11 protein-coding genes and 1 tRNA gene are annotated in these 11104 nt (G+C 68.6%); 6 read left to right on the plus strand and 6 right to left on the minus strand.

Annotated elements, in window-relative coordinates; translation table 11 throughout:
* Window positions 1–21: 21 nt before the first annotated feature.
* Window positions 22–264 (minus strand): hypothetical protein, encoded by a 243-nt coding sequence (locus tag I8N67_RS39740; RefSeq protein WP_200309175.1) that lies wholly within the window; start codon window positions 262–264, stop codon window positions 22–24.
* The gene (locus I8N67_RS44815) at window positions 261–467 is read right to left on the minus strand and encodes a helix-turn-helix domain-containing protein (protein WP_200309176.1); all 207 of its coding nucleotides are present in this window, start codon (window positions 465–467) and stop codon (window positions 261–263) included. The genes I8N67_RS39740 and I8N67_RS44815 overlap by 4 nt, the downstream gene beginning before the upstream one ends.
* 212 nt (window positions 468–679) lie before the next feature.
* Here I8N67_RS44815 and I8N67_RS39750 point away from each other — a divergent pair, with 212 nt between their 5' ends.
* From I8N67_RS39750 to I8N67_RS39760, 3 genes are all read left to right on the plus strand, one after another.
* Window positions 680–1162: a helix-turn-helix transcriptional regulator gene (locus tag I8N67_RS39750; RefSeq protein WP_200309177.1), complete on the plus strand. Its 483-nt coding sequence runs from the start codon at window positions 680–682 to the stop codon at window positions 1160–1162.
* Between the two features lie 136 nt (window positions 1163–1298).
* Entirely contained in the window at window positions 1299–1508 is a 210-nt protein-coding gene (locus I8N67_RS39755; protein WP_200309178.1) for a hypothetical protein, read from the plus strand.
* Window positions 1509–1592: 84 nt separating this feature from the next.
* Window positions 1593–2948, plus strand: coding sequence for a site-specific integrase (locus tag I8N67_RS39760; RefSeq protein ID WP_200309179.1), 1356 nt, complete (start codon window positions 1593–1595; stop codon window positions 2946–2948).
* A 93-nt stretch (window positions 2949–3041) separates the two neighbouring features.
* On the opposite strand, the gene I8N67_RS39765 is transcribed toward I8N67_RS39760, so the two are convergent.
* Window positions 3042–3116 (minus strand) — tRNA-Val (locus I8N67_RS39765).
* Window positions 3117–3471: 355 nt separating this feature from the next.
* Between I8N67_RS39765 and I8N67_RS39770 the strand changes: the two genes are divergently transcribed.
* Complete coding sequence (locus tag I8N67_RS39770) at window positions 3472–4878, plus strand: hypothetical protein (protein ID WP_200309180.1); 1407 nt, start codon at window positions 3472–3474, stop codon at window positions 4876–4878.
* An 89-nt stretch (window positions 4879–4967) separates the two neighbouring features.
* Window positions 4968–5612, plus strand: a complete 645-nt coding sequence (locus I8N67_RS39775; RefSeq protein ID WP_200309181.1) for a DUF4383 domain-containing protein — start codon at window positions 4968–4970, stop codon at window positions 5610–5612.
* Between the two features lie 28 nt (window positions 5613–5640).
* Here I8N67_RS39775 and I8N67_RS39780 read toward each other — a convergent pair whose 3' ends face one another.
* From I8N67_RS39780 to I8N67_RS39790, 3 genes are all read right to left on the minus strand, one after another.
* Complete coding sequence (locus I8N67_RS39780) at window positions 5641–6771, minus strand: amidase domain-containing protein (protein ID WP_307835509.1); 1131 nt, start codon at window positions 6769–6771, stop codon at window positions 5641–5643.
* A 114-nt stretch (window positions 6772–6885) separates the two neighbouring features.
* Window positions 6886–8178 (minus strand): polysaccharide deacetylase family protein, encoded by a 1293-nt coding sequence (locus tag I8N67_RS39785; RefSeq protein ID WP_200309182.1) that lies wholly within the window; start codon window positions 8176–8178, stop codon window positions 6886–6888.
* A gap of 47 nt (window positions 8179–8225) precedes the next feature.
* A complete protein-coding gene (locus I8N67_RS39790) occupies window positions 8226–10352 on the minus strand; it encodes a transglycosylase domain-containing protein (RefSeq protein ID WP_200309185.1) in 2127 nt (708 codons plus the stop codon).
* Window positions 10353–10765: 413 nt separating this feature from the next.
* On the opposite strand from I8N67_RS39790, the gene I8N67_RS39795 reads away from it, so the two are divergent.
* Window positions 10766–10990, plus strand: coding sequence for an FmdB family zinc ribbon protein (locus I8N67_RS39795; protein ID WP_200309183.1), 225 nt, complete (start codon window positions 10766–10768; stop codon window positions 10988–10990).
* Window positions 10991–11104: the final 114 nt, after the last annotated feature.

Raw genomic sequence — 11104 nt, forward strand, 5'->3', positions numbered from 1 at the left:
GTGTGGGGTCAGGAGCGGCCGTCAGCGGCGGCGCGGGCGCGGCCGGTGCGGAACGCCGGCGACGATGTCGCGGATGTTCTGCGCGCTCCACCTGGGGAAGCGGCCCACCCGGACGTGCTGGATGGTGTCGGACCCGGCGGCGCGCTTGAGGAAGCGCGCGGTGACCTTGACGTACGGGGCCGCTTCCTCTGCGGTGTACAGCCGGTCGTCCGAGAGCGGGGGGAGTTCGGCCACCGGCGGGGGGCCGGTCTCGGTGATGGTCATTTCGTGTCCTCGCTGGTGAGGGCTTCGGGTGGGACTTTGAGTGCTTCTGCGATGAGGCGCACCGTTTCGGGCGTCGCGCCGCGCTTTCCGCGTTCGAGCCGAGAGAGGTATGGCCTGCTCAGGCCGGTTCTTCTTGCGAGCTCTCGCAGGCCGCAGGCGTGGGCCGTTCTCAGAGCCCGGATCGCAACTCCGTTGGGCTTCATCGATGCTTACGTTAGACATTCGATTGACATTGCGCAAGCAGTGAGGCGCGCTCCAGCGACTTCGTTTGTCATTAGTTTGACTTTGGGGGCGCAGAACGGCGCGAACCGGCGCAGTAGGCAACCATCGGGGCGACAGGCGCACTCTTATGCGCAGGTCAAAAGGCCTGAACCTGTGCGGCGCGGTTGCCTACCGGTGGTGCATCATGAGGGCCATGAATCGCGACTGGAAGCGGCTGGGCGACGCCATCAAGGCGCGCCGTGAGGAACTGGGCATGACCACCCAGCAGGCCCTCGCCGACGCCGCCGGCGTTACGCGACAGACCGTGCAGTCCCTGGAGTCCGGGAAACCGCGGAAACGAACGCCGAAGGCCCTCAACGCCGTAGCGAAGGCGCTGGGCTGGGGGCCGGACACCGTTGCGGGGTACCTCGCCGTGACGCCGAGCGTTCAAAGCGGAGCATCCCCTCGACTGGCCGAAGGGATGCCGGTCCGGGTTGTGCAGGAGCTGTCCTCCGGCGAGGCCGTGGACACCGAGGTCGTCGAACTCAGCGTGCCCGGATCGCCGTTCAAGCTGGTCGCCATCTTCAAGCAGGACGCTGAAGCGGCCTCCGCGGCCCCTGAGGAAATGGCTCAGGCGCTGGAGAAGTGGAGCCGGATGCAGCGGGCACTGCGGGAGATCGCAGACGATCAGACCTGATCACTCATCACGTACGCCCGGTCACCAGGAGTTCCATTTCTTTGCTCCATCCCCTGCACACATGGCCTGTTTGTGTGACATGGTTCCCCCTACCTGTGAGGGGGGCCGCCGTACGCAGGTGTCTAGGGGTGACCACGTGGCAGGAGTGCATGTCATCAGGGTGGGGTCGATTCCGCTCGGACTGTCCGTGCTGGTCGATGAGAGGCCCGGCAGCCTCGTTGTGTGGCTGCTGGAGAGCGAGTGGTCGGAGTCGTTGGCTCGGGTCGTTGAGCAGCTTCTTCGGGTGCTGTATGCACCGCAGAGCGATTCCGTGGCCGCCGAGAAGCCAGGTCTGCGCGCAGTCTGATCGGTTTCGCCGGGCGTCCGCCGACGCGCCCGGGTTCGGGCACCGTGGGGTGCTGGCGCAGGCAGAACGAAAGAGGTGGGGGAGTTGGCGTACGCGGAAAAGCGCGGCAGCGGAAAGTATCCGTGGAGGGCCCGCTACAAGGCACCAGACGGCTCTACACCGAGCGAACCAGGCTTCCGTACGAAGAAGGCTGCGGAGGAGTGGGGCGAGGACCAAGAGGCAGCGATCCGCGCCGGCCGCTGGCAGGATCCAGCGAAGGCGCGGACCCCCTTCGGGGAGTTCGCGCCCGTTTGGATGGCCGCGCAGAAGGTTGCACCAGCCACGACGAACAAGCGGCGATATCTTCTCAATCGGCATCTGCTGCCCGCCTTCGAGCGGACGCCGCTGTGCGAGATCAACGTCTTCACCGCGCAGGCCTGGGCGAACAGGCAGACGTGCGCACCCGCTACGGTCAACTCGTCGTTGACCTTGCTGAGCAGCATCCTGACCGGGGCCGCGGATGCGGGGTATCTGCTGGCAAACCCTATGTACGGGCGGCGACGCAGCAAGGTCGACCGCCCGGAGCATGACGTCACGCGGCAGCACGGCGTGGTCGACCACGAGCAGGACGGCAGCAAGGAGACCGTGTGGGCCCAGCCGGACCACGTCTTCGAGCTGCACCGCAGGCTGGACGGCGTGGCTGCCCTGATGGTGGTGACGGCGGCCTACACGGGCTTGCGGTGGGGCGAGTTGGCGGGGTTGCACAGGAATAACGCTCTACTGAAGCGCCCGGACAAGATCGACCGGAAGCCGTTCGAGCGGACTGTCCTGCGGATCGATCCGAGGATCGGGTCTCTGCACGAGGTTGAGTTCGAGCTCGACGAGGCCGGCCTTGTTGCATGGAGCGCGGCAGAGGATCGGCGGCTCGCGGAGTGCCGGGAGAAGGGCTGGAAGGCGCAGCGCCGCAAGGAGCCGCAGACCGTCGTCAAGCTGTACCTGGGTCCGCCGAAGAACAAGACGTCGGCGCGGGAGGTGGACCTGCCGCCGTTCCTCGTCGTGCTGTGGGAGAAGCACCTTGCGTCGTGGCCGCACGAGTACGTGTTCGCGACCCCTGCGGATGGGAAGTGGTGGCGGCGGGGGAACTTCGCCCGGAGCAACCTGCGGCCGGCGGCCGATGGCCGCAAGGCCATTCCCCGGAAGCGGGGGTTCGCCGGGCGGGAGAAGTGGGAGCCGATTCTTCCCGGGGTGACGATGCGCGGCCTGCGGCATACGCATGACACGTGGATGAAGGATGACCGCGTTGATCGCGCGCTGAGGTTCGAGACGATGGGCTGGGCGGTGTCGGGGGACATCGAGGGTGTGTATGAGCATGTGACGCCGCAGATGCGGAAGGAGCGTCTGGATGCGTTGGAGGTGCGGTGGCGTCGTGGGAGGCGGGTTGCGCTGCGGGCGGTGAGCTGAGGGCCTTTTTCATGATCGGCTCCCATTCCGCTCCCAGTTGATCTACAAAACGCCCCGACCTGATCTTGGTCGGGGCGTTTTGCCTGGTCATCCTGGTGGGCATGGACGGTTTCGAACCGCCGACATCCTGCTTGTAAGGCAGGCGCTCTACCCCTGAGCTACACGCCCAAGACAAGCCGACAGCCTACATTGCCCGACGCCATGCCCCGCAAACCAGTAACCGGGGGTTGCGGACTGCTGGCGATTGACTGCGCACAGACATGTCAACCCGCCGCCGTGGCGATCGACCAAGCATGAGTCCTGGCAACAGAACTCCCGCTCAGTCTCCAGGGACGGGTCCGTGAGGCTCGAACTCGATGTCGTACCGGACCTGGTGGAGTCCCGCAGCGATGACGGCTCCGTCACCGTGCGGAACGTGGGCTGAGGCCGGTGCGGGAACGTCGAAGCGATCGCCCCGTGTTTTCGTCCGCGACCGGTGGGAGAATGGCACCGGTCAGGGTGGATGACAGCACGGGAGAGGGATGTGACGGCGACACCTGCAGAGCCGTACACGCCGAATGTGCCGCGCGCACGACAACCCCACAGCCGTGCACCACGACGTTCCCGGGCGGGGAGCGGGGACAGGCTCGTCCTCCTCGCCCTTCCCCTCCTCGCCGCGCTCGTGCTGCCCGCCTCCTTCGCCGGGGGCGGCACGCGGCGGTGGTTCGGCGGGCGGGCGGAGAGCCAGCGGGCCGAGGCGCAGGCGGCGAAGGACGCGGCGGCGGCCGCGTTCTACGAGCTGGACACCGCGCAGCGGGATCTGCGGATCTCGATAGAGACGATCACGGCGGTGGACGACTCCCCCGCCGCCCGGCAGGCCGTCGCCGGTTTCGAGGCGCTGGGGCGGCGGATCGACCAGGTCAGCCGCCAGTACATCGACGCCGTCGACGCGCACGACCTGGACCGGGACGACCTGGAGGCCTCCGCCGCCGCCGGCGCCCGGGCCCAGCTGACCACCGCCAAGGACGAGCTGGGGCGGGTCAAGCAGGAACTGGACCGGTTCGCCGCCGGTCTCGGGCCGCTGCTCGGCACCGCCGAGACTCAGCTTGCCCGGCTGGTCCCGGCCGTGGAGCGCGCCCGGCAGGGCCTGCTCGCCGCCTCCAACGCCCTTGACGCCGTACGGGGTTCGCAGCTCAAGGCGGACGACCTCGCCGCCCGTCTCGCCGCGCTCGCGCCCGAGCTGACCAAGCTCAACCAGGGCGCGGGGCAGCATGGCGTACGGGACACGCTGGAGCGTGCCGACCGGGTCGTGCGCGAGGCGGAGGCGGTGCGGGCGGAGGCCGAGCGGCTGCCGGAGCGGGCCGCCGAGATCGATCACCGGCTGGTGTCGCTGCGGACCCGCGCGGAGGCGCTGGGCACCCGGGCGGGGCAGGTGCCGCAGGTGCTGAGCGAGCTGCGGCGGCGGTTCGTGGCGGCCTGCTGGCAGGACCTCCAGCAGGTACCGGAGCAGGCCGCCCAGAACGTCGAGCAGGCCCAGCTGAAGCTGCGTGAGGCGCGGGCCGCGCGGGACGCGCAGCGGTGGCCGGACGCGACGGCGCTGCTGTCGACCGTGCGGGCGCTGCTGAACCACACGGATGAGGAGGTCTCGGCGGCGGGGGACCGGCTACGGCGGCTGAACGCCGTGCAGAAGGATCCGCAGCAGGAGATCGACCGGACCCGGTTCGCCATTCGGGATGCTCAGCGGCTGGCCATGGCCGGGCGGTCCACGCCCGATCCCCGGCATGCGCGGCCGCTGGACGAGTCCGTCGCTCGGCTGGACCGGGCGATCGGCACGTTGGAGGGGCGGCATCCCGACTACTGGCATTTCCTGACGGAGACGGAGGGTGTGCGGCAGGCCGTGGCGCGGGTCGTCGATCAGATCCGTAAGGAGCGGGGGGCCGGCGCCACCTGAGGCGCCTGAGGCGCTGGGTTGCCCGTCGGGGGCCCCCGGCGGATGCTGAAGGGGTACGCAGGCCTCCGCTCACGCCCGAGGAGGCGGACATGGCCACGCACGCCACGCACACGCTGCGTCCGAGGGGCCGGCACGCGGGTCCCCGGCGGCGGATCAGGATCGACGAGCATCTTCCCGTCGACCATCGGCTCAGCAGGGTCTACCGGGTGGGGGCGGGCCTGATGGGGCTGTTCCTGCTTGTCTTCGGCATCTTCGGCCTCATCGACAAGGTGGGCTGGTTCGACACCCGTGGGGACGAGGTCGCGGGGCTGAGTACCAACGGCACGCTGAGTGTGCTGTCGATCTGTGTGGGGCTGCTGCTGCTCGCCGGCATGGTGATCGGCGGCAATTTCGCCTCGACGCTCAACATGACGCTGGGCGTGCTGTTCATCCTGAGCGGCTTCGGCAACATGGCGCTGCTGGACACCGACTCGAACTTCCTGGCGTTCCGTATCCAGAACGTCCTGTTCAGCTTTGTCGTCGGCATCCTGCTGATGACGTTCGGGATGTACGGCAGGGTCGGTACGGCGCTGCCGCACGACAATCCGTACTGGCGGGCCCGGCACCCGCAGGAGTCTGAGCGCGAGATGCGGCGCAAGGCCGGGGTGGGGATGGCGAAGCTGGAGCGGGCCGACGCCCTCCCCGAGGTCGAGGTCGAGGTCGACGACCAGGGCGAAGGGAAGAGCGCCGGCTGAGGCTCCGTGCGAGGTGCGGGGCCTGGGCTCAGGTGCGGTACGCGTAGTACGCGGCGCCCGGGTACGAGGAGATGATGCTCGCCATCGAACGGCGGTAGGTGTCCGCGTCGTGGTACGTCAGGTACGGGACGCCGCTGGAGCTGCGGTAGGTCGTCATCATCGAGTGGTCCTTGGACCCGTCGTTGTTGAAGTCGACCTGGAGCACGTCACCGACGTCCATCTGGTAGACGTTCGCGAGCGCGGTGGTCCGCTTGGCGGTCTGGGTGAACCAGGACCACTCGTTGACGCCGATCCAGGCGTCGGCCGTACCGTTCGCCGCGTAGTACCAGGTGTCGTACTCCTCGGGCGTGACCGTGGAGATCTGCTTCCAGCCGCCCGCCAGGAGGCCCTGGCTGAGGTAGTTGGTGCAGTCGCCGCCGGCCGCGTTGTACTTGCGGTACGCCGGGTTGTAGCTCTTCCAGTACTTCTCGGTGTACGTCGCCATCGCCTTGTAGTCGTACGCGCCGCCGGTGAGGGTCTTGGGGGCGACGGGGGCGGGCCGGGTGGTGGCCGCCTTGGGCGCGCTGATGATGGCCATCGGCGAGACGCCGGGCTTGGCCGTCGTGGTGACGGGCGTGTTGACCTGGGTGGCGCCCTCGTCCGTCGCGCGCAGGCCGGTGAGCTGCCAGGCGCCGTTCGGCTTCAGCGCGAAGGTCAGCTCGTGGTGCGCCGTGAAGCCCGTGGTGGAGGGCTCGTCGCCGCGTATCTTCTTGTACGTGAGGGTCGTGGTCTCGGTGACCTGGACCGTGGCCTTCTTGTCCTTGACCTTGGTGCCGGTCACCTTTACGGCGGTGTCGGCGGCCGTGTAGGCCTCGCCCAGGGCGGCAAGCCGGGACTTGGTGCCGCGCAGGGCGGTCAGGGCGGTGCCCTCGGCACGGGTCCGCGCGGCGGACAGCTTGACGCCGTTCGTCGACTTCAGCGGCGTACGGGCGGCCTTGCCGTTGTCGAGCAGGGCGGCCGTGCGCTCGGTGAGCACGGCGTCGGCGACCCGGCCGAAGGTGTCCGCGGGGGCCGGTGCGGTGACGGGAGCGGCGTGGGCCGCCGTCACGGGCAGCAGCGCGACGGCCAGCGCGGCCATCGCGACGGTCGAGCCTCTGTGGCTCAACGTCCTTGATCTCACTGGGATTCTCCTTGACCCGGGTTGGTCGTACCCGGGACCGAATCTTTACATGACCTCCTCAAGCGGAGTGAGGCCGGGTGGAGTAACAAGTACGCAACATGGGCATCCGTGCTGCTATTTCACGACCGTCGACCAGTCCGCCGGTGACTGGGCGGGGTCGAGTCCGCGCAGGTTCGCCAGGGTCTCCGGCTTCTGTACGTCCATCCAGTCGGCCAGTTCGTCGAAGGAGACGCACTTGACGTCCTTCTTCACGCAGACGGTCTTGATCATCTCGTCGACGGCGTTCATGTAGATGCCGCCGTTCCACTGCTCGAAGTGGTTGCCGATGAACAGGGGCGCCCGGCTGCCGTAGTACACGCGGTCGAAGCCCGCCATGTAGGTGTCGACGGTCTCCTGCTGCCAGGTCGGGTACAGGGCCGGATCACCCTCGGTCTGACCGTCGGACTGGTTGTAGAGGAAGTTGAAGTCCATCGACAGGCCCTGGTAGGAGCCGCCCTCGTAGGGGAGCATCTGGAGCGGGAAGTCCCAGATGCCGTTCTTCTTGACGGGCCATATCTGGAAGTCGCCCTTGGAGCTGGCGTCGTAGCGGTAGCCGAACCCCTTGGCCGCCTTCAGCAGGTTCGCCTGGCCCTCCAGACAGGGGGCGCGGCCGCCCGTGATGGCATTGATGTCGAAGGGCAGCGGGTCGAGGTCCTTGTAGCCGGTGTTGGTCTTCCAGTTCTCGACGAAGGAGTTGAACTCCTCGATCTCCTGCTTCCACTCCGCGACGCTCCAGTCGTCGCCGCCCTTCGCGCCGCAGAAGTGGCCGTTGAAGTGGGTGCCGATCTCGTTGCCCTCCTGCCACGCCTTGCCCAGCTGTTCGAGGGTGGTGCGGACGTGTTCGTCGGTGGGGTAGCTGATCGCGGCGGAGCCCTTGTCGTGCTGCGGCGGGTCGTAGAGGTCCCGCTTGTCCTCGGGCAGCAGATAGATGCCGGTGAGGAAGAACGTCATGTGGGCGTCGTACTGCTTCGCCATCTCCCGGTAGTGCTGGAAGAGCTCGTCGTCGCCGGCCAGCGCGCCGTCCCAGGAGAAGACGACGAATTGCGGCGGCTTCTCGCCCTCCTTGAGGGGTACGGGCTTCAGCCGCCCCTTCTGGGGGCCCGTGTAGGAGGTGGAGCCGTCCCCGATGACCTTCGTCTTTCCGTCCCACTGGGGCTCCGTGGTGGCCTTGGTGGAGTCCTTGTCCCCGCTGCCGGCCGAGGAGGCGGTCGGCGCGGTGCTGTCCGAGCGGTTCAGCACCATGTAGCCGCCGACCAGCGAGGCGACCACGAGGAGCGCGGCCACGGTCAGGAACTGCGGTCGGGTGGTACGGCGCTGGGGACGGGCCTTGCGGCGGCGGCCCCGGTGCGAGTTGCTGCCAGGCTTCATGTGCGGCTCATTCTGCGTGGGTGGCGGGTGCGGGTGCTCATCGGTGGTCAGCCGATACTCATCGCACTGGACCAGATGTCGTAGGGGACACCGGAGTTGGCCGTTCCGGCGATCCCGTCGAGCGGCAGCGGCTCCAGGCTCTTGGTGAGGTCGATGCGGTAGACGACGACGGCGGTCGACACGTCCCGCGCGGTGCCGACGTACCAGGCCGCCTTGTCGTCCTGCGTCGTCCCGCCCTTGCCTGCAGCCTCGGACGAGGCGGCGGCGGCCGAGGTGGGGTGGTCCGCGCGGAAGGCGTCCGTGAGGGCCGCGGTGACCCGGGTGGCCACGTCGCCGCCCACCGCGCGCTTCGGCTTCGGGGTGTCCAGGGGGACCTTGGAGCCGTTGTGGGTCACCTTGCGCACGGAGTACGGCTCGGTGTGCTTGCCCAGGGCGGCGAAGGTGCTGTAGCCGCTGGCCATGCGGATCGCGCTGGGGGTGGCGCTGCCCACGGACAGCGCGGGCACCTGCGCCCCGAAGCTGGAGGCGAGCAGTCCGGACGCCTCGGCTGTCGCGCGCACCTTGTCCAGTCCGGTGTCCATGCCGAGCTGCAGGAACGGGGTGCTCACCGAGCCTACGAGCGCGTTGTGCAGGCTGATCGGGCCCCAGGATCTCTTGCCGTCGTTGTGGACGGAGACCTTCTTGCCGCCGCGGTCCCAGTACGGCCCTTCGGGGGTGGTCACCGGAACCCCGTCGTTGCCGTCGTAGACCGTCTCCGGGGTGACAGGTGTAGCCTCGCCGCCGCGTTCCTTGACGACGCCGTGTTCCAGGGCGGCGGCGTAGACGAACGGCAGGAAGGCCGAGCCGGCCGGGACGGTGGTCGCGTTCGACTCGTTGAAGCCCTGCTTACGGTGGTCGGGGCCGCCGTAGACGGCGAGGATCCGTCCGTCGGCGGTGACCGAGGAGGCCCCGAAGTGGGCGGCCTTCGCCTTCTTCGGGTCGTCCTTCGCCACCTGCTTGCGCGCCTTGGTCACGGCGTCGGTCAGCTCGGTCTGCCGCTCGCGGTCGAAGGTCGTGTAGATCTGGTAGCCGCCCCGGTCGAAGTCCTGGTCGGAGAGGTTCGCGGCCTTCTTGGCGTACTGGGAGGCCAGCTCCACCAGGTAGTCGCTCTGCTTGCCGGTGTCGTACTGGCTGGACTGGTCGAGCGGCTCGGGGAACTTCGTGTACTTGGCCCGCTCGCTCTTGGAGAGCTTGCCGATGTCGACCATCCGGTCCAGGGTCCACTCCCACCGCTCCACGGCCCGCTCGCGGTTGGCCTGGCTGAGCGAGGGGTCGTAGAGGCCGGCGCCCTTGAGGAGGGAGGCGAGGACCGCGGCCTCGCTGACGTTCAGCTCGCTGACGTCCTTGCCGTAGTACGCCTGGGAGGCCCGCTGGATGCCGTAGGTGCCGCGACCGAACCAGCTGGTGTTGAGGTAGGCCTCCAGGATCGTGTCCTTGTCCATCTTGTTGTCGAGCTTGAGGGCGATCATCGCCTCGTCGAACTTGCGGCTCAGCGAGCGGTCCTGCGAGAGGTACACGTTCTTGACGTACTGCTGGGTGATGGTGGAGCCGCCCTGGGTGTCGCCCTCGCCGACCGTGCGGATCAGCGCGCGGGTGATGCCGCTGACGGAGATGCCGGGGTCGGAGTAGAAGCTCGCGTTCTCCGCCGCGAGGACCGCCCAGCGCACGTCCTCGGGGACGTCCTTGAGCGGCATCGCCTGGCGGCGCACCCAGCCGGTCCGGGCCATCGGGGTGCCGTCGGACCAGAAGTACACGTTGTCCTGCTGGGTGGCGAAGGTGTTGAGGTCCTCCGGTATGTCCGTGGCGGCGTAGGCGGCGGTCAGCAGCATGCCGCTGACGCCGACGGCCATGCCCGCGGCCCCCAGCGACTGCCGCCAGGACGGCACCCAGCGGCGCCAGCCGGCCCGGCCCGGCCTCGGGTACTCGGGACGCAGACGGCGGGCGAAGGGAACGAAGGGGGCCAGTCGCGAGCCGGCGCCGACGAGGAACCTGGCGCGAACAGACGGCCTGGGCGCCTTGCGTCGGCTCCGTTTCTCCGAAGGCGTCTGCTCCTTCACGCTGTCGAAGGTGCCCGGATCGAGCACCCGCAGTTCCATCGTCTGGTCCGCCGGGACGGCGGGGAGCTTCAACTGCATGGTGAGATCGGACTCCGGGAGCTCCTCCCGCCGCCCTTTCGAGTCACCCACGGCGGCCCCCCTCACAGGGGCGGCCCGAGCGGTGCGCGGCAACGATTCGGCAGCGCGCGGCAACCTTCCGCTCGCGCACGGCGACCATACGACCGGGAGACATGGCTCCTGATCGGTACAGGACAGCGGTCACACCGTCCACCCTCCCCACTTGGCATCGCCCGTGTGGACGGTCGCAGCCGTCACACCCACGGCTGCGAGCCCCCTGTTTCCCCCGGCCTGTCGGCCTCCACACAGCGACCACAAATTATCAGTCAGTTTCACAACCGCTTCTGTCGGCAGCGTGAAAATTTGGACAGAGTGATCGACCAGTCGAATCCAAGGCCTCCTGGCGCCACGTGCGCGCCGGTTAGCCTGGACCCATGCCTCGCTACGAGTACCGCTGCCGGACCTGCGGCGACACCTTTGAACTGAGCCGTCCGATGGCCGATTCGTCCGCCCCCGCGGACTGCCCCTCGGGCCACCCCGACACGGTCAAACTCCTGTCGACGGTAGCGGTCGGCGGCTCGGCCACCGCGCCCGCCCCCGCGCCCCGGTCAGGTGGCGGTGGTGGCGGCGGGTGCTGCGGTGGCGGCTGCTGCGGTTGATCGATCAACACACTTCGATCAACGGCCGCGAGGCCATGAGCGTTCAGCCGTCCTACCGGCTCTCCCACCCTTTCTCCTCCCGCCCTTCCCTCAGGCTCTCTTCAGCTTCGCTCG

This window comes from Streptomyces adelaidensis, assembly GCF_016598475.1.
GTDB lineage: Bacteria > Actinomycetota > Actinomycetes > Streptomycetales > Streptomycetaceae > Streptomyces > Streptomyces adelaidensis.

What these genes read in the sequence shown, in the direction of transcription:
- I8N67_RS39740 (WP_200309175.1), bottom strand. Translation starts at nt 264, where the DNA reads ATGACCATCACCGAGACCGGCCCCCCGCCGGTGGCCGAACTCCCCCCG.
- I8N67_RS44815 (WP_200309176.1), bottom strand. Translation starts at nt 467, where the DNA reads ATGAAGCCCAACGGAGTTGCGATCCGGGCTCTGAGAACGGCCCACGCC.
- I8N67_RS39750 (WP_200309177.1), top strand. Translation starts at nt 680, where the DNA reads ATGAATCGCGACTGGAAGCGGCTGGGCGACGCCATCAAGGCGCGCCGT.
- I8N67_RS39775 (WP_200309181.1), top strand. Translation starts at nt 4,968, where the DNA reads ATGGCCACGCACGCCACGCACACGCTGCGTCCGAGGGGCCGGCACGCG.
- I8N67_RS39785 (WP_200309182.1), bottom strand. Translation starts at nt 8,178, where the DNA reads ATGAAGCCTGGCAGCAACTCGCACCGGGGCCGCCGCCGCAAGGCCCGT.
- I8N67_RS39790 (WP_200309185.1), bottom strand. Translation starts at nt 10,352, where the DNA reads ATGCAGTTGAAGCTCCCCGCCGTCCCGGCGGACCAGACGATGGAACTG.
- I8N67_RS39795 (WP_200309183.1), top strand. Translation starts at nt 10,766, where the DNA reads ATGCCTCGCTACGAGTACCGCTGCCGGACCTGCGGCGACACCTTTGAA.